The following is a 17,775-nucleotide window of genomic DNA, read 5'->3' on the forward strand; positions in this document are numbered from 1 at the left end:
CAGCTTATGACTCTCATCAGCAGCCTCCAGCCAGCTCCTACCGCCGGCTCCGAAACCTGGGGCGCCCGCCACGCGCATGATCCCACGGTAGTAAGGGACGACGACGGCACCTACTACATGTTCTCCACGGACGCGGTTGCCAACTCCGAGGACATTCCCGCCGGTGTGCACGTCCGTTCCTCTCCCAACCTGGTGGACTGGACCTACGTGGGCACCGCCCTGGACGGAGTTCCGTCGGCCGCGCGTGAGTGGAGCGGTGCCCGCGGCCTGTGGGCTCCCGACGTCGTCCGCTGGCCCTCCCCGGAAGGGAAGCCGACGTGGCACATGTACTACTCGGCGTCGACCTTCGGATCCAGCACGTCGGCCATCGGCCTTGCGGTTGCAGACAGTCCCGCCGGTCCCTGGACCGAGCGCGGCTTGGTGGTCCGCACCCTGGCCGGGCAGGACACGCAAAACGCGATCGACGCCGCCGTCGTCTTCGACCGGAAGGGTGACCCGTGGCTGACCTACGGATCGTTCTTCTCCGGGATCCACACGCTGCGGCTCGACGCCGGTTCAGGCCTGGCGTTGACCGAGGGTGATCTCGGAACGTGCATCGCCCGCCGGCACACCAAGGTCGACCGCGCGATCGAGGGCGCCTACGTGGTCTACCGCCCCGAGGATGACCGCTACGCTCTCTTCGTTTCCTACGACTCGCTGTTCAACACCTACAACGTCCGCGTGGCTCTGGCCGACGAGGTCACCGGCCCCTACCGCGACGCGAACGGCGCCGACCTGACCGACGTCGACGCTGTTCCGCACACGGTGGGTACCAAGATCCTCGGCAGCTACGGCTTCGACGGCGACACGGCCTGGCTGGCCCCGGGCCACAACTCGATCCTTACGGTCGACGACGGCGACCAGGCCGGCCAGTACATGGTCCACCACGTCCGCTTCGCCGAGGATCCCACCCAGCACATCGTGCAGCTGCGGCGGGTCTTCACGACGGCGGGCGGCTGGCCGGTCGTCTCGCCCCAGCCGTACGCGGGCCCCGAGCGGGAAACCCTGCCGGAGCCCGTGCCCCTGGGCGGCACCTGGCGGGTAGTCCGCTTCGATCCCGCTTCCACCGACATCGCCCCGGCCCGGCCGGTGGACGTGCACGACGACGGCTCCGTCACCACGGCGGGCGAGCCGCGGCAGGTGCGCCTCACCGTTGGCGGCGTGGAGCTCGATGCCGTGGTCTTCGGTTCGTGGGACTTCTCGCGCAACCGCACCGCCCTGTCCTTCAGCGGTATCGACAGCGACGGCGTGGTGTACGCCGGAACCCAGGGAGCCTGACCATGACCGACACCAACCTCGGCTGGGCAGCACGCGTCATGGAGTGGCTGCGGTTCGGCATGCAACTGGTGTTCCTGAACCTGCTGTTCCTGACCGGCACCCTGGCTGGACTGGTCGTGTTCGGGATCTTCCCGAGCGCTGTCGCCACCACGGTTCTCCTCGCCCGGCTGCGGGCCGGAGACTCCGGGGACCGTCTTGTCCGCGACTTCATCACCGCCTACCGGGCCTCGTTCCTCCACGCGAACAAGGTGGGAAGCCTGTTCCTCGTTGCCGGCCTGCTGGCTGCGCTGAACGCCGGGATGGCGCTTGATCCCGCAGCAGGGACCGCACAGCTCGCGCTCAGCGCGGTCGCCGTCGTCGTCTCCGGCGCGGTGGCAGTGTCAGCGGCTGCCGCCGTCGTCATCTGCTCCCGCTACCGGGATTCGGTGCTGCGGACCTGGCGCTTTGCGCTGGTACTCCCGCTCGCGTCGCCGCTGATGACGCTCAGCTGGCTGGTGTCGATGGCCGGTGTTGCGGTCCTGCTGGGCAGCGTGAACGCCCTGCTGCCGCTGGTGGGAGCGTCCCTGCCGCTGCTGGTATCGGGCCTCCTGGTCGGGCACCGGCTGGAAACCCTTGCCCCGAACGACGACGGCGCGCCCGAGCGCCGCCAACCCGCCGGGAGGTCGAGCCAGCTGACTCCCGCCACCTAGTTCTTCCCTCTCTGCCGATTGCTTTCCCACTGATAGATAAGGAACACCCTCGTGACCACCACTACTTCGCGCGATGCGACGTCGCCCGCTTCCGTCGACAGCGACCTGCCCGTCATCGCTCCGACCACCATCCGCATCGACCGCTCTGCCGTTGTTGCCCCGATCAGCCGCCGCATCTTCGGATCCTTCGTTGAGCACCTTGGACGCTGCGTCTATGACGGCATCTACGAGCCCGGGCACCCCACAGCCAACGAGGACGGCTTCCGCATGGACGTCATCGAACTCGTGAAGGAACTCGGATCCACCACCATCCGCTACCCCGGCGGCAACTTCGTTTCGGGCTACCGCTGGGAAGACGGCGTCGGTCCCCGCGACCAGCGTCCCGTCCGCCGCGACCTGGCCTGGCACTCGATCGAGACCAACCAGGTGGGCCTCGAGGAGTTCGCCCGCTGGTGCAAGCTCACCGGCTCCGAGCTCATGATGGCCGTCAACCTGGGCACCCGCGGTATCGACGCGGCGCTTGACCTGCTCGAGTACGCGAACCACCCGTCCGGTACTGCGCTCAGTGACCAGCGCATCGCCAACGGCGCCAAGGAGCCCTACAACATCCGCATGTGGTGCCTGGGCAACGAGATGGACGGCCCGTGGCAGATCGGCCACATGTCTGCGGAGGACTACGGCAAGATCGCAGCCCGCACCGCGGCCGCCATGAAGACCGCCGACAAGGATCTCGAACTCGTGGTCTGCGGCTCCTCCGGTTCCTCCATGCCGACTTTCGGCGAGTGGGAGCGGGTTGTCCTCGAGCAGAGCTATGACTACGTGGACTACATCTCCTGCCATGCCTACTACCAGGAGCGCAACGGAGACCTGGGTTCCTACCTGGCGTCGTCGCTGGACATGCAGTACTTCATCGAGACCGTGGTGGCCACCGCCGACCACGTGAAGCACAAGCTCAAGAAGACCAAGACCATCAAGCTCTCCTTCGACGAGTGGAACATTTGGTACCTCGACGAGCACCAGGCCTCCGACGAGGTCAACGACGAATGGCGCGTGGCACCCCGCCAGCTGGAGGACACGTACTCCGTCGCTGACGCGGTGGTCTTCGGCAACCTGCTCATCACGCTGCTGAAGAACCACGACCGCGTGGCGTCGGCGTCGCTCGCGCAGCTGGTCAACGTCATCGCCCCGATCATGACCGAGCCCGGCGGCGACACCTGGCGCCAGACCACCTTCTTCCCCTTCTCCGTGACCTCGCGTCTGGCCAAGGGAGAGGTCCTCCGTCCGCAGATCGACGCCGGAACCTATTCGACGAAGGTTTACGGGGATGCCCCCCTGGTGGACGCCGTAGCCACAGTTGATGCAGGCAACTCTGCACTGTTCCTCGTGAACCGCAGCCAGACCGAAGCTATCGACATCTCGATTGACGTCAGCCAGCTCGGTGCCGAAATCATCACTGAGGCCGTCACCCTGCACGACGAGGATGTCTACGCGAAGAACACCCTCCAGGACCAGAACCGCGTGGGCCTGAAGGAGCTTCAGGGCGCCGTGCTCGACGACGGTGTCCTCACCGTTACGCTGCCTCCCGTGTCCTGGTCGGCGATCGCGCTCGGTTAGTGTTTCGCCCACAGTCCCGGGCTGTAGCGCTGCCCGCCACCCTTGCTGCCCTGGCACTGGGGATGGCGGGCTGCGCCGCGCCGAAGGGGGAGTTGACCCTCAGCGGGGACTACTTCACCCACGACCCGGCACTCGTCGCCGCATCGGCCCCCGGCAACACGAGCGGGAACTGGTTCGTCTACTCCACGGGCGACGGGCAGGTTGGCGACGGGAACATCCAGATCCGCCGCTCGGACGACGGCGAGCACTGGGAGTACGCGGGTGAGGTGTGGCAGGAAAAGCCGGCCTGGCTCGAGGAAGCTGTTCCCGGCGTCGACAATCTGTGGGCGCCTGAGCTCTACGAGAAGAACGGAACCTGGTACCTCTACTACTCGGCGTCGACGTTCGGCAGCAACGACTCGGTGATCGGCCTGGCGACCAACACCACGCTGGACCCGGAGGACCCCGAGTACGAGTGGGTCGACCAGGGCGAAGTGATTTCCTCGGAGGGAAGGAACTTCAACGCGATCGACGCCGGCATCGTGGAGGACCAGAACGGCACGCCTTGGATGAGCTTCGGCTCTTTCTGGGGAGGGCTCCAGCTGGTGGAACTTGAGTGGCCGTCCGGGCAGCTCGCCGACCCGGCGGCGGAGCCGGTGCTCATCGCCGACCGCGGGCTGCCGCCGAACGCCATCGAGGCCCCCTACGTGCTGGCCCGCGACGGCTACTACTATCTCTTCGTCTCGAAGGACTTCTGCTGTCAGGGGCTGGAAAGTACCTACAACATGGCGGTCGGCCGGTCCAGGACGATCGAGGGCCCGTACCTCGACCGGGACGGCGTGTCCATGCTCGACGACGGCGGGACGCCACTGCTTTCCACGGAAGGACCCCGCGTGGGGCCGGGCGGGCAGTCCGTGTCCGGCGACCTGCTGGCTTTCCACTACTACGACGAAGCACTCGACGGCGCGTTCCGCCTAGGCCTCGTCCCACTGACCTGGGACGACGGCTGGCCCACGGCGCGCTGGGAATAGGAACAGATCGTGAATCCCGACTCCACTACTGCAACCGCTACCGCAACGCCCACCGCTACGCCCACCGCGCCGCGAACCCGAGACCGGCTCACCTACAGCCCGCTCAGCTTCGAGGCGGTGACCTTCGCCGAGGGCGGCATGCTGGGTACCTGGCAGCGGACCAACCGTGAGGCGAGCCTGCGGCACTGCGTTGAGCAGCTGGAGTCTTCGGGGGCGCTTCCGAACATGCGTGCCGCAGCCGATTTGAAGGACGGCGAGGGTGGTAAGTTTCGGGGTTTCCACTTCGCCGACTCCGACATCTACAAGGTGCTCGAGGCACTTGGCTGGGAGGCAGGCCGAAGCGACGTATCGGAGTTCCTGCCCTTCGTCGATGAGACCGTGGCGCTGCTGAAGAGCGCGCAGCAGGACGACGGCTACCTGAATTCCTTTTACGCGCAGACCCCGGAGCGGCAGTTTTCCGACCTGCGGTGGGGTCATGAACTGTACTGCCTGGGCCACCTGCTGCAGGCGGGCATTGCCTGGGCCCGGACTGCCGGACGTACCGATCTGCTGGAGATCGGCGTGCGTTTCGCCGAGCTCGTCGAGCGCACGTTCCCATCCGGCGGGCGGCCTCCGGTCTGCGGGCACCCCGAAATCGAGACCGCGCTCATGGAGCTGTACCGCCACACGGGCGAGACCCGTTGGCTGGACCTGGCGCGGCGGATGGTGGACGAGCGCGGCCGGCACAGCGTGGGGGAGGACCGCTTCGGCTACCAGTACTTCCAGGATCACTTGCCGGTGCGCGAGGTTCCGGGGGCCACCGGGCATGTTGTCCGCCAGCTGTACCTGGCCGCGGGCGTTGCGGACCTGTACACCGAGGACGGCGACGAGGAGCTTCTTGCCGCGCTGAATCGCATCTGGTCCGATGTCCACTTCCGCAAGATGTACATCACGGGCGGCCTCGGATCGCGCCATCGGGACGAGGCGTTCGGCGATCCTTTCGAGCTCCCGCCGGACCGCGCCTACTCCGAAACCTGCGCGGCCATCTCGAGTGTCCAGTTCAACTGGCGCATGCTCCTGATCACCGGTGAGTCCCGTTTCGCGGACGAACTGGAGCGGGCGCTGTACAACGGAGTCGCCGGTTCGACGTCTGCAACCGGTACGGGGTACTTCTACTCCAACCCGCTGCAGGTAAGGACCGAGCGGGACGGCGAACATGAGCAGGCACCAGCAGGCCGCGTGCCCTGGTATGACTGCGCCTGCTGCCCGCCGAACCTTGCACGCCTGCTCTCGTCGCTGCACTCCTATACGGCAACAACCGACGACGACGGCGGCCTCCAGCTTCATCTCTTTGAATCCGCCGACATCCGGCTCCCCAACGCAACGGTCGCCGTGACTACGGGGTATCCGTTCGATGGCCGCGTTCGGGTTGAGGTGTCCGGTTCCCTGCCGTCACTGTCGCTCCGGGTGCCCGGCTGGGCTAAGGGCTACACCTTGCTCTTCGACGGAGCGGAGCGGCAGGTGACGCATGAGGGCGGCTACCTTCGTCTGAGCGATGTCGGGTCAGTGGTTGAGTTGGTCCTCGATATGCCCGCTCAGTTTCATGCACCGCACCCACACATCGATGCCTCCCGCGGGTGCCTGGCCGTTACGCGTGGCCCCATCGTTTATGCGTTGGAGCAGGCCGACCTGCCGGACGGTGTCGTGATCGAGGATGTGGTGGTTCGGGCGTCGGAGGCGCCGATCACCGGTGCGGTGGACGCGGTCGTTCCCGGCGACTTGAGCGTTCCCCGGGTGACGGTTTCAGCGGCCGCTGCGCCGCCGTCGTCGTCGGATCCTTATCCGGTGGCCGGCACGGCGGTACCGGAGTCGGGAAGTGCCTTCGACGTGGACCTGGTGCCGTATTTCCGGTGGGGCAACAGGGGAGCGGGCGGCATGCGGGTCTGGATTCCAGCTGGCTGAACCTGACGAGCTGAGAGCTACCACTTCTTCCGGGTCGGGCTGATTGGTAGCGTGTGCGCATGCCCATCAAGTTCGAGAATGTCGGCATCGCAGTCCGCGATCTGGAAGCTGCGATCGCCTTCTTCACCGATCTCGGGCTCACCGTTCTCGGGCGCGACACGGTCAGCGGAGAGTGGGCCGACACCGCTGTCGGGCTCGATGGCAACCACGCCAGAATTGCCTTGCTGCAGACCCCGGACGGCAATGGTCGCCTGGAACTCTTCGAGTACATCCATCCCGACGTGATCGAGACCGAACCCACGCGACCCAACGAGATCGGTATGCACCGTGTCGCGTTCTCCGTCGACAGCATCGACGAGGCACTGAAGGTCGCCGCGCGGCACGGTTGCCATCCCCTGCGCGGGGTGGCAACCTACGGCGATGTCTACAAACTCACCTATGTGCGCGGCCCGAGCGGCATCATCGTGATGCTCGCCCAGGACTTGAAGAAGGGCTGATAGCTACCACGCCACCCCTTCGCGGTGACCCTGCCCACAACACCGGCTTCCGCCGGCAGCTTTGAGCGGCGGTTTTCGCGTGCTGAAAGTAGGGCGCCCCGCCTTGCCTTCAACAACTTCGTCAAAAATGCATAGCGGGACCGGGAGAGAGGAACATCGTAGGTGGTCGGTACCACCACGACGTTTTTCGAAAAGTTCTTTTTGAAGGCAGTCACGTTCGCCAGGCTCGGATAATTCTCGCTCTCGATCCCGGTCAACCCGCAGGCGGTATTTCCGGCCGCCTTGAGCACCTTGAAGGCCTCCCACAGGAGCAGATATGGAGCGAAGGTTGATCGAGCCTGATACGTGCTGCCCGCAAAGTAGTACATCGAATTCCCCCTGTACTCAGTGGTGATCAACCAGCTCAGCGGAACGTCATCCTTGTAGGCGACCATGAGCCGCACATGGCCGCCCAGTACGGCAAGGAACGTCTCGTAGTAAGCCGAATCGAACGAATGGAAGCCTCCGCGGTTGGCTGTTTCGCGCATAATCGGGAACAACTGGGTGGCGAACACGTCCGTCCATCGTTCCCGGGGGATCTGCCGCACCTCCACGCCGTTGCGTTCCGCGCGCGCGATCCTGTTGCGGGCGTTTGATCCAAGACTCTTGAGGAGGTCATTCTCGTCAGGAGTGAGGTCGACGAGGATCTCGCGTTCGTACCACCCGTACTCGATCGGCTGGGTAGCCGGGGATTGAAGGGTGGCCACCTGCATGCGAGCGTAGAGGGGGCCGGTCGGGCCCGGCTCGCGGAATTGCGCACGAACAGTTTGCAAGAGCACACGCTCTGTTTCAGGAGCGCGCTCTGTGTACCAGACGGGCCCGTTCACGGCCACCACGGAGTGCCTCAGCCTGCGGGTGACTTGGACGAAGCTAGCCGTGGCGATCAGCTCGCCGGCGGAGTCCCGATATGCCCAGATCCCTAGATGGCGACGCCCGAGCGCGTGCTCGAAGTCAGCCCAGTACGGCGTCTGCTCGAGTGGAATGACGACGTCGGCATAGTCCTCGGCGATCGCATCGAAACTGCTCTTGTCGAGCTTGCTGTATGTGAAGAGTTGTGAAGAACCAGATGCAGTCATGCCTCGGTAGTTGCTCGCCGGGCGGAAAAGGTTACAGCGCTCGTGAAATGACGGATACCCGCTTCAGGGTGCACTCACCTGCGCCGAAGACCCATTCCTGCGATTCCTGCTGAGGCGAGGGATGACGACAACCTCACTCGAAGGCGAGCAGCCGCACCCCATGCGCGGGCAGGTCCAGCGCCACGGCGCCGTCGACGACGTCGACAGTCTCCCCGCTCCACAGATCCCGTCCCGAGGTGTAGTCGGCCAGGCCGAGATCGGCCAAATACGTGCGCACGGCCGGAGAGTCCTCGTCACCAAGCCAGAAGATGCCCCGGTACTCGGCGGTGCCCTCGCAGTGCGAGGCCTCCCACACCACGAAGTTGTCATCGCGGATGATCTCCCGATTGCCCTCCGTGCGCTCAAGGATCTCGATGACCTCGCGGTTGCGGAAGAGGTCTACTGTCTCCGGAAGTGACTCCGGAAGATGCCCGCCGATCATCAAAGGGGAGCGGGCGAGCACCCAGAGCGACATCATGGTCCGCTGCTCTTCCAGGCTGAGCCGGGAGTGGCGTGCAGTGCCCACGTGCGCCCGGATTCCGATCCGCCCGAGCGGCAGCATGTCCGCATCCGCCCACGCACCCGGCCGCTGTCGGGGAGCCCATCTCGCGGTCCGCTGGAACATCTCCCGCAGCGCCGACCAGTCGTCCCACAGGTCATCCGAGATCCGCCACATCTCGGAATGTGCAGCGAAGAATTCGGCATAGGCGGAGGAGAGCCTACGTCCCGGCGAAAGACTCAGCACGATGTCCCGCCCGGTCTTCGCGATGCTGCGGTGGTAGCCCGCGATTTCGGCCGTCTTGACAGGAGGCATGAGTACGTCGTCGAGTTTCACGAAATCAACGCCCCACTCAGCGAACAGTTCCAGCTGCGAGTCGTAGTACTCCTGGGCGCCCGGGCGGCGCATGTCGAGCCCGTAGTTGTCGCTATTCCACTCGCAGGTGTCGGTGCGGTCGGCCACCTGGCCGGCCGTCGTCGTCGTGCCCTTGATCGGCAGATCCAGCTCGACCGCCTTGCGGGGGATGCCCCGCATCATGTGGACGCCGAACTTCAGTCCGAGGCTGTGGATGCGCTCGGCCAGCGGTGCGAAGCCCTTTCCACCGGACGCCGAAGGGAACCTGCTGACGGCGGGCAGCTGTCGGCCCCACTCATCGAGCACCGGTTCGGAAACTTCCGGATACCGGGTGTCCTCGGCGTTCGCCTCGTACCACTGGATATCCACGACGACGGTATCCCAGCCGTAGGGGAGGAGATGTTCGGCCATGAACTCGGCGTTGGCCACCACTTCCTCTTCGGTGACGGAGCTGCCGAAGCAGTCCCAGCTGTTCCAGCCCATCGGGGGAGTGGGAGCCAGTCGGGTATCGGGCGCAGTGCTCATCGCAGTCTCCTTCTGGGGGTGATCCGCGTCTCAGTCTAGGGGCGTGGCCGCCCGGCCCTGTATCGATTCACGGAACATGACCTGAGCCGGCAGGGGTGGTGCGAAACGCGGGCGGATGAAAGGCTGGTCAGATGTCATTCAGCAAGGGAACAAAGGTCAGCTGGAACACCTCCCAGGGCAAGACTCACGGCAAGGTCGTCGAGAAGAAAGACAAGGAGTTCACGTTCGACGGTCAAAAGTTCAACGCCTCGAAGGATGAGCCCTACTACATCGTCGAGAGTGAAAAGACCGGCAAGCAGGCGGCGCACAAGGAAAGCGCACTCGACAAAAAGTAGCGGGAATGAATCCGGAGCCGGTACGGTTCAACTAGATGCAAACGCATGAATCAATGCGTTGGGATCCTGAATTGGAGGACCGGCCATGGAAACGCGCCGTGTAGTAGTGGTATCAGGTGGGATGGGTACGCCGTCGTCGAGCAGGATGCTCGCCGACCAGCTTGCCGAGGCCGCGCGCCGCGAGCTCCATGAAGCGGGAATCCAGGCCGACACCACCATCATCGAACTGCGCAACCTCGCCGTCGACATTGCCAACAACATGGTTACCGGCTTCGCCCCGCCCGCGCTCGCCGACGCGCTCCAGACTGTTGCCGACGCTGATGCGCTCATCGTCGTCAGTCCTGTCTTCTCCGGCTCCTACAGCGGCCTGTTCAAGTCCTTCTTCGACGTCCTGGACAATACCGCCCTTGACGGCATGCCCGTCCTGATTGCCGCGACCGGAGGCAGCATCCGCCACTCGCTCATGCTGGATCACGCAATGCGCCCGCTCTTCAGCTACCTGCGCGCCCGGGTCGTCTCGACCGGCGTCTTCGCCGGACCCGAGGACTGGGGTGCCGGATCAACCGGCGCTCCCGCGCTCGACCAGCGGACCAGCCGCGCAGCTCGTGAACTTGCCGGCATGCTTGCAGGTACAACGACGGCGCGCCGCCCCCGCGGCCCCGAAACCTCCCTGCCCTTCGAGGAACTGCTCGCGCAGGTTCAGGGGCGGTAGGTTTAGCCTTCGGCGGGAGCCTCCAGCGGCCGGAGATTGTCAGTGCATCGTGAAGGTGCGGGCGACGGCGTCGTGCACCGACCGCACCGCGGCGATACGTCCCATCACCCGGTTCCGTGCAGTGAGAACGGGAGGCGGCAGTGGCCGCCCCAGCAGCATGTTGATGTGTGCCTGGCGGGCGGCCGTCATCGCCGCCTGCCGGCGTTCGCTGTTGAATCGCCGCAGTCCGAGTCCGACGTCCGCGCCGCCCAGTGACGCGACAACGAGCGGCATCAGCTGGGCCGCATCAAGCCAGCCCAGGTTCATGCCCTGCCCGCCGATGGGGGATACCTCGTGCGCGGCATCGCCGATCAGGGCAATGCGTCCCTGGACAAACCGTTCCGCAATCCGCCGGCGCACCGCGAAGGAGCTGAGCATCGTGTTGTTCCGGGTGTCCACCGGAATTCCCGTGCGCTCGCGGACCAGCCCCGCGACCGTCTGGGCCGACGGCGAATCCACGAGCGAGGGCATGCGCACCACCCAGCGGCGCACCGAACCCGGCAGCGGAAAAGACTCCACAATTCCGTCCGGTTCCAGGTAGAGCGCTGCAGTGCTGCCGTCGCCGGTGTTGTCCGGGAAATCGCCCATTACGTACGCATCCCGGTAGGGGCGGATCCCTGCCCGGATGCCGGCCGCGTCGCGGACGGTGCTGCGGGCACCGTCGGCGCCGATCACCAACCGTGAACGGTGCGTGCCGCCGCTCGTTACCGTGAGCACCTGCGTTCCGACGTCGTGAATCGCCTCCACGGTCTCGCCGCGCCGGAGTGCGTCGGGTGCCAGTTCGGCAAGGCGTCCGGACAGGATGCGTTCGGTCTGTTCCTGCGGTATCGCAAGGACGAACGGGTGCCTACCGGGCAGGCTCGCGAATGAGAGCTCCGCTACCGTCCGCCCACGGCTGCGCGCCACGCCGCCGGGGATCTTCACGCCTTCTGCGATCAGTCGATCTGCAACTTCCGCCTGCTCCAGTGCCGCAAGGGCCGGAGGGTGGATGCCGATGGCGCGCGAATGGGAACTGCGGGCGGTGCGTCGCTCCAGTACCTGCACGTCCACGCCCTCCTGAGCGAGCAGGATCGCCGCGAAAATTCCCACTGGGCCGCCACCCACCACCACTACGTCAGGCACGGTGCACCAACAGGTTGCGGAAGGGAATCTGTCGCTCCACCCGCCAACCCGGAGGTACGACGGCGCGCAGCTCGTTCGCGACGTAGCTGCGGCGAATGGAGGTCAGTCCGTCGCCGCGGATGTAGGAACCGCGCAACGGCAGCGTTCCCACTGAGAACAGCGCGAACCCCAGCCGGGTGCGGTGCAGGTCGCTGTGCAGGGCAAGGCGCGTGCCGAGCTGTTCCGAATCATGCAGCAGTCCGCCCAGTTCGCCGGGCGTCAGGTGGTGGAGCACGTGGTTGGAGGTAACGACGTCGAACGTTGCTCCCTCGGTGACCAGTTCGGAACTGTAGGCGCGTCGGAAGGAGAGTCCCGGCGTCGTCCGCTGGCTGCTGGCGAAAGCATGAGCGCGCTCATCGGGGTCGATGGCTGTGATCTCCAGCCGGAAGCCGTCGCGCCGGGCCCAGCGGACAAAGGCGCGCGGCACGTCGCCGCCGCCGGAACCGATGTCGAGCAGGGTGTTAGTGCGCGTCGTCGACAGGACCGGCCGGATGTAGCGCGCCCAGGTGAGCTGCCAGCCGGCGACGCAGCGGTTCACCAGGTTGAACTGCTGGTAGGTACGGTCCAGTCGTGCGGGGTCGCAGTCGGGCCTGTCCATTTCCTCGACGGCGGCTGTGTCGCGGTGCGTCAAAAACACCGGTCAGGCGGCCGTCTTGGTCAGCAGTGCTGTTTCGACTGTGAGGCCGGGGCCGAACGCCATCGAGCAGATGCGCTCGTCTGTCTCCGCCGAGGGCTGCTCCAGGATGTGCTTGAGGACGAACATCACGGTGGCGCTGCTCATGTTGCCGTAGTTGCGGAGGGTTTCGCGGGCGGGAATGAGCTGATCGTCGCTCAGCTTCAGCTTCGCCTGCACCTTGTCGAGGATGCTCCGGCCGCCCGGGTGGATTGCCCAGTGCTCAATGTCCCTGTACTCCAACCCGATCAGCGACTCGTCCCGTTCGATCAGGGGTGCAAGCGCTCCGACGATGTGGTCGTCGATGATGTGCGGCACATAGGTTCCGAGCACCATCTCGAAGCCTTCGTCGCCGATGTTCCACGCCATCGATTCCTCGCCCACCGGAGTCAGTGTGGTTTCGAAGAAGTCCAAACTCAGCATGCTGCCCTGTGGTTGCGGAAGATCTGTGCGGGAGCTGATCACCGCGGCGGCGGCACCGTCGGCGAAGAGCGACGTACCGACGATCGTGTCCGGGTTGTTGGAGGATCGCACATGGAGCGAGCAAAGCTCGGCGCTGACCACCAGGACAACCGCCTTCGGGTCGGCGTCGCAGAAGGACTTGGCCGCACGCAGCGCCGGGAAGGCGGCGTAACAGCCCATGAAGCCGAGGTGGAACCGCTGGGCGGACGGGCTGAGCCCGAGTGCCCGCACAATCTTGTAGTCGGGGCCGGGGTTGAAGAAGCCGGTGCAGGAGACTGTGACGACGTGGGTGATGTCCTCGGGAGAAACGCCCTTAGCGGTATCCAGAGCCTTCTGTGCTGCCTCGATGAACAGCTTGGTGCTCTCCTCCGCGTACACCTCGTTGCGGGCCTTGGTGCCCGGGCTCAGGATGGTTCTGGTTGCCGAGTCGAAGAACAGCGGCGACTCGCTGTGGCGCTCAAGGGTCAGCTCTTCCACCGCTGTGTACCGGGTGTCGATGCCCGAAGAGTCGAATGCGGCGGTGACCAGGCGCTGGCCGAGCCGGTTGAGGCCGGGCTGCGCCGCAAAAACGTCCCGTACCTGGGGCTGGATCATGACCGTGGTCGGGACGGCGGTTTCAAGGGACCTCATCAGCACTGTCATAGTTCATTCTTAGGTGAGGGGATAACCCAACACAATATGAAGCAGGCTTAGTATCTGCTGAGAGTCTGACGCCACCACCGTAGAACGTGCTGTACGAACAAACCCATCCGGATTCGTTGGAGCCCCGAACACAGGGAAACAGCAGAAGGGTGGATAATCATGGGGCTTCGATCAACTGCCCTGGCCGGCAGTGCGGTCCTGATGGTGCTGACTGCATGCGGGTGCGCGCCTGTGGAGGAGAACCCGTTGGACGTGAATTCCCCTCGTATCCAGCAGGGCAGCCTCCAGCAGAGCTCCTCGGACACCCAGGCTCAGCCGGACATCGGAGAGGACCCGCTCAACCTCGCGGACAACGGCGCCACCCTCTGCTACACACAGCCGGACATCGGCTTCCAGGAGTTCACCGTGCTCCTTCACAACGAAGCTCTCGAAACCTTCACGCTCGACGACGTCACCCTCGAGGATTCCGCAGGGCTCACCCTGAAGAGCGCGGAGGTGTCACCGGCGAACCGCGAGGGCCACCACAAAGCCCACGACGACGACGGCGGCGCAGGTCACGAAGCGCACGGATCGTCGGCGGCGCCGGTTACTGCGGAGGTCCCGGCCAAGGCCGGGCCGACTGAGCCGGTTCCGGCTGCGGGCTATGCCATCGGAACCCACGACTACGTCAACCTCGTGGTCCGCGTTTCCATCGCGGACGACGCAGACGCCGGCACTGCCCAAGGCGTCACCGTCGCCTACTCGACCGGTGGCCGGGAGTTCACGGGCACCCACCCGCTGGTCATCAAGCTCGAGCGTGAAGGCTGTGCCTAGTCCTCCCCCCCACCGAGGCTTCCGGTTCTGCCGATGTCGTACGCGGGTGTCACAATTGCAGGCGTGAGTTCACCTGTTTCCATCCCTCAAGCAATCTATGAGCAGATCGCCGAAGAGCTCGGCGTCCAGACCTGGCAGGTCAAAGCGGCCGTAGAACTGCTCGACGGCGGCTCTACCGTCCCCTTCATCGCCCGCTACCGGAAGGAAGTCACCGGCACCCTCGATGATGCGCAGCTGCGCGAACTCGAGGAACGCCTCCGGTACCTGCGGGAGTTGGAGGACCGCAAGGCCGCGGTTCTGGAGGCGATTGAGTCGCAGGGCAAGCTCACCGAGGAACTTCGCGCCGCCGTCGTCGGTGCAATCACCAAGGCGCGGCTGGAAGACATCTACCTGCCCTACAAGAGCAAGCGGCGCACCAAGGCGCAGATTGCGCGGGAAGCAGGGCTCGAACCGCTTGCCGACGCTCTGCTTGCCGATCCGTCCCTTGACCCCGCCGCAGAGGCCGCGGGCTACGTGAACGACGCCGTTCCCACCGCCGAGGAGGCGCTGGCCGGAGCGCGGGCGCTGCTCGTCGAGCGGCCGGGGCTGGACGCGGACCTCCTCGCCGAACTGCGTGAGCGGCTGTGGAAGCACGGGCGCCTGCGCTCGCAGGTGGTTGCCGGCAAGGAAGCCGAAGGCCAGAAGTTCGCGGATTACTTTGACTTTGAGCAGGCTCCGGCCGGGATGCCTTCCCATCGCGTACTGGCCCTGCTCCGCGGCGAGAAGGAGGGCGTGCTTGCGCTGACCCTGTCCGAGGGGGAAACAGGCGACGAGGACGCCGCGCTGCGTGCGCGTCGCGGGTATGAGAACTCGGTGGCAGCCTTCCTCGGAGTTGCAGATCAGGGACGTCCTGCTGACGCCTGGCTCATGCAGACCGTCCAGCAGGCCTGGCGGCGTCTGCTCGCCAAGCTTTCCATCGACATCCGGGTGCGGCTGTTCATGGAAGCCGAGACTGAGGCGGTCCGTGTCTTTGCAGCGAACCTCCGGGATGTCCTGCTGGCTGCGCCCGCCGGAAGCCGCACTACGATCGGGCTGGACCCGGGGCTGCGCACCGGTGTCAAGGTCGCCGTGGTGGACGGGACAGGAAAGGTGCTCGAGACAGCCACCATCTACCCGCATGCGCCGGCAAAGAAGTGGGATGAAGCGCTCGCCACCCTGTCGCGCATGGTCACCACGCACAATGTGGAGCTGATCGCGATCGGCAACGGAACGGCCTCCCGCGAGACGGACAAGCTCGCTGCCGAACTGGTCTCGCTGATGTCGGGGCGCACGCTGCACAAACTTGTGGTGTCCGAAGCCGGCGCTTCGGTGTACTCGGCCTCCGCGCTTGCCTCCGCGGAGCTCCCCGGCCTTGACGTGTCGCTGAGGGGTGCGGTCTCGATTGCCCGCCGCCTGCAGGATCCGCTGGCGGAACTGGTGAAGATCGATCCCAAGTCCATCGGCGTCGGGCAGTACCAACACGACGTCAGTCCCACCAAGCTCGAACGCTCGCTTGACGCGGTGATCGAAGACTGTGTGAATGCGGTGGGCGTTGACGTCAATACTGCCTCGCCGTCGCTGCTGACGAGGGTGGCGGGCGTAGGCCAGCTGCTCAGTGAGAACATCGTGGCCCACCGCGACGCCAACGGGCCCTTCGCCCGGCGGACCGACCTGCTCAAGGTGCCCAGGCTCGGCGCGAAGGCCTTCGAGCAATGTGCCGGGTTCCTGCGCATTCAGGGCGGGGCGGAACCCCTGGACGCCTCGAGCGTGCATCCGGAGGCCTATCCGGTAGCGCGGCGCATGGTGAACGACGCCGGCGGCTCGCTCCGGTCGCTGAATCTCACCGACTATGTGGATGGTTCCGTCGGCCTGCCCACCCTGCGGGACATCCTCGCCGAACTGGAGAAGCCCGGACGGGACCCGCGCCCGGAATTCGTGACCGCCACCTTCGCCGACGTGGAGAAGATTTCGGATCTGCGCCCGGGCATGATCATCGACGGCGTGGTTACCAACGTGGCCGCGTTCGGCGCCTTCGTGGATGTTGGAGTGCATCAGGACGGACTGGTGCACGTCTCCGCCATGGCCGACCGGTTCGTGAGCGATCCACACGAGATCGTGAAGTCCGGCCAGGTGGTGAAGGTCAAGGTGCTGGAGGCCGACCCAGACCGTAAGCGGATCTCCCTCAGCCTGCGCCTGAATGACGACGCACGTCCAGCCCGTCCGGGCGAGGGCAGCGGGAAGCCCGCTGGAGGCGGGCGCGGTGGTGCCGACCGTCGTCGTACTTCAGGCGGTGGCGGCAACGGCAGATCCGGTGGCGCCGGGGGGAACAGGAAGTCAGGCGCTGACGGGAAATCCGGCAGGCAAGGGACCGCTCCCGCTAACAGCGCGATGGCGGAAGCGCTTCGTGCGGCAGGTCTGGTGCCGAAAAGCTAGCAAACAGAAGAACCCCGCAACGCTGAGCGTTGCGGGGTTCTTCTGTAACTGCTTGGAATGCGCCTTAGGCAGGCAGCTGCAGAACGTCGCCGGTGAAGATGAGGTCGGCATGGATGAGGTGGTCGGCGTTGGCCTGGTACAGAGCCTGCCAGCCGCCCTCAATGCCCAACTTCTGGGCGATGGTGCTGAGGGTGTCGCCCGACTGGATGGTGTAGGTCTCGCCCGAAACCTGAACTGCAGGAGCGGCGGGCGCCTCAACAACAGGTGCCTCAACGACAGGAGCCTGTGCAACCGGAGCCTGGGCAACGGGGGCAGGAGCCTGAACCTCGATCTGCTGCGACTGGACCTGAACAGGGGCAGGTGCCGGAGCGGCGGGGATCGGGGTGGGGTTGGCACCGGCGGTCAGACCGAGCTTGGCCGAGCAGGCGGGCCATGCGCCCCAGCCCTGTCCGGCGAGTACACGCTCAGCAACTGCGATCTGCTCGGCGCGGCTGGCGTCCTGAGGAGCGCCCTGGCCGCCGAAGCCGGCCCAGGTCTGCGGGGTGAACTGCAGGCCGCCGGAGAAGCCGTTACCAGTGTTGATGCCCCAGTCGCCGCCGCTCTCGCACTGAGCAAGGGCGTCCCAGGTGCTGGCAGGAGCAGCGTTTGCTGCACCCGCGGAGGCGCCGATACCGACACCGACGAGGGCGGTAGCTGCAAGTCCGCGGCGCACGTTAAGGCTGAGTTTCTGGTTCTTCATGAGGTTCCGATGCTCCAAAAGGCCACCTGCACTCGTTCCGTCCCCGGACATCTCTGCGCCGTTGCTCACCCTTGACTGATCAGTGGTCTGGTCGTGGTGTCTGCCGGACGAGCAACGTGCGGTGGAGGGCAGCACCGGGCATTATGTG

16 protein-coding genes are annotated in these 17,775 nt (G+C 65.6%); 10 read left to right on the forward strand and 6 right to left on the reverse strand.

Annotated elements, in window-relative coordinates:
* Positions 1-6 precede the first annotated feature (6 nt).
* The 6 genes from GC088_RS02695 to GC088_RS02720 all read left to right on the forward strand — a co-directional run bounded on the left by GC088_RS02695 (position 7) and on the right by GC088_RS02720 (position 7,068).
* Positions 7-1,317, forward strand: a complete 1,311-nt coding sequence (locus tag GC088_RS02695) for an arabinan endo-1,5-alpha-L-arabinosidase (protein ID WP_323960371.1) — start codon at positions 7-9, stop codon at positions 1,315-1,317.
* Positions 1,318-1,319: 2 nt separating this feature from the next.
* Positions 1,320-2,006 (forward strand): YesL family protein, encoded by a 687-nt coding sequence (locus tag GC088_RS02700; protein WP_323960372.1) that lies wholly within the window; start codon positions 1,320-1,322, stop codon positions 2,004-2,006.
* Positions 2,007-2,120: 114 nt separating this feature from the next.
* Positions 2,121-3,620 (forward strand): arabinosylfuranosidase ArfA, encoded by a 1,500-nt coding sequence (locus GC088_RS02705; protein ID WP_323961890.1) that lies wholly within the window; start codon positions 2,121-2,123, stop codon positions 3,618-3,620.
* Positions 3,620-4,630 carry an arabinan endo-1,5-alpha-L-arabinosidase gene (locus GC088_RS02710; RefSeq protein WP_323960373.1) on the forward strand — a complete coding sequence of 337 codons (1,011 nt, stop codon included), beginning with the start codon at positions 3,620-3,622 and terminating at the stop codon, positions 4,628-4,630. Before GC088_RS02705 ends, GC088_RS02710 begins: the two co-directional genes overlap by 1 nt.
* 9 nt (positions 4,631-4,639) lie before the next feature.
* Positions 4,640-6,571 carry a glycoside hydrolase family 127 protein gene (locus GC088_RS02715; RefSeq protein WP_323960374.1) on the forward strand — a complete coding sequence of 644 codons (1,932 nt, stop codon included), beginning with the start codon at positions 4,640-4,642 and terminating at the stop codon, positions 6,569-6,571.
* Between the two features lie 59 nt (positions 6,572-6,630).
* Positions 6,631-7,068 carry a VOC family protein gene (locus GC088_RS02720; protein WP_323960375.1) on the forward strand — a complete coding sequence of 146 codons (438 nt, stop codon included), beginning with the start codon at positions 6,631-6,633 and terminating at the stop codon, positions 7,066-7,068.
* Here GC088_RS02720 and GC088_RS02725 read toward each other — a convergent pair.
* Both GC088_RS02725 and GC088_RS02730 read right to left on the reverse strand, forming a co-directional pair.
* Positions 7,008-8,183, reverse strand: a complete 1,176-nt coding sequence (locus tag GC088_RS02725) for a lipid II:glycine glycyltransferase FemX (RefSeq protein ID WP_323960376.1) — start codon at positions 8,181-8,183, stop codon at positions 7,008-7,010. The two genes, GC088_RS02720 and GC088_RS02725, sit on opposite strands and share 61 nt — an antisense overlap.
* Positions 8,184-8,316: 133 nt before the next feature.
* On the reverse strand, positions 8,317-9,600 hold the full coding sequence (locus tag GC088_RS02730; protein WP_323960377.1) for an alpha-galactosidase: 1,284 nt from the start codon (positions 9,598-9,600) through the stop codon (positions 8,317-8,319).
* Between the two features lie 131 nt (positions 9,601-9,731).
* Between GC088_RS02730 and GC088_RS02735 the strand changes: the two genes are divergently transcribed.
* Together GC088_RS02735 and GC088_RS02740 are read left to right on the forward strand one after the other, a co-directional pair.
* Positions 9,732-9,935: a hypervirulence associated TUDOR domain-containing protein gene (locus GC088_RS02735; RefSeq protein ID WP_323960378.1), complete on the forward strand. Its 204-nt coding sequence runs from the start codon at positions 9,732-9,734 to the stop codon at positions 9,933-9,935.
* 85 nt (positions 9,936-10,020) lie between these two features.
* Positions 10,021-10,647: an FMN reductase gene (locus tag GC088_RS02740; RefSeq protein WP_323960379.1), complete on the forward strand. Its 627-nt coding sequence runs from the start codon at positions 10,021-10,023 to the stop codon at positions 10,645-10,647.
* A gap of 39 nt (positions 10,648-10,686) precedes the next feature.
* Here GC088_RS02740 and GC088_RS02745 read toward each other — a convergent pair whose 3' ends face one another.
* From GC088_RS02745 to GC088_RS02755, 3 genes are read right to left on the reverse strand one after another with little or no spacing between them, the layout of a single operon-like run.
* Positions 10,687-11,808: an FAD-dependent oxidoreductase gene (locus tag GC088_RS02745; protein ID WP_323960380.1), complete on the reverse strand. Its 1,122-nt coding sequence runs from the start codon at positions 11,806-11,808 to the stop codon at positions 10,687-10,689.
* The gene (locus GC088_RS02750; RefSeq protein ID WP_323960381.1) at positions 11,801-12,484 is read right to left on the reverse strand and encodes a class I SAM-dependent methyltransferase; all 684 of its coding nucleotides are present in this window, start codon (positions 12,482-12,484) and stop codon (positions 11,801-11,803) included. The genes GC088_RS02745 and GC088_RS02750 overlap by 8 nt, the downstream gene beginning before the upstream one ends.
* A 3-nt stretch (positions 12,485-12,487) precedes the next feature.
* Positions 12,488-13,624, reverse strand: coding sequence for a type III polyketide synthase (locus GC088_RS02755; RefSeq protein WP_323960382.1), 1,137 nt, complete (start codon positions 13,622-13,624; stop codon positions 12,488-12,490).
* Between the two features lie 159 nt (positions 13,625-13,783).
* On the opposite strand from GC088_RS02755, the gene GC088_RS02760 reads away from it, so the two are divergent.
* Together GC088_RS02760 and GC088_RS02765 are read left to right on the forward strand one after the other, a co-directional pair.
* Positions 13,784-14,437 carry a hypothetical protein gene (locus GC088_RS02760; RefSeq protein WP_323960383.1) on the forward strand — a complete coding sequence of 218 codons (654 nt, stop codon included), beginning with the start codon at positions 13,784-13,786 and terminating at the stop codon, positions 14,435-14,437.
* 33 nt (positions 14,438-14,470) lie between these two features.
* Positions 14,471-16,888, forward strand: coding sequence for a Tex family protein (locus GC088_RS02765; protein ID WP_416377489.1), 2,418 nt, complete (start codon positions 14,471-14,473; stop codon positions 16,886-16,888).
* Positions 16,889-16,952: 64 nt separating this feature from the next.
* Here GC088_RS02765 and GC088_RS02770 read toward each other — a convergent pair whose 3' ends face one another.
* Positions 16,953-17,627 carry a transglycosylase family protein gene (locus GC088_RS02770; protein ID WP_323960385.1) on the reverse strand — a complete coding sequence of 225 codons (675 nt, stop codon included), beginning with the start codon at positions 17,625-17,627 and terminating at the stop codon, positions 16,953-16,955.
* Positions 17,628-17,775: the final 148 nt, after the last annotated feature.

The sequence above is a fragment of the Arthrobacter sp. JZ12 genome, from assembly GCF_035189165.1.
Lineage (GTDB): Bacteria > Actinomycetota > Actinomycetes > Actinomycetales > Micrococcaceae > Arthrobacter_D.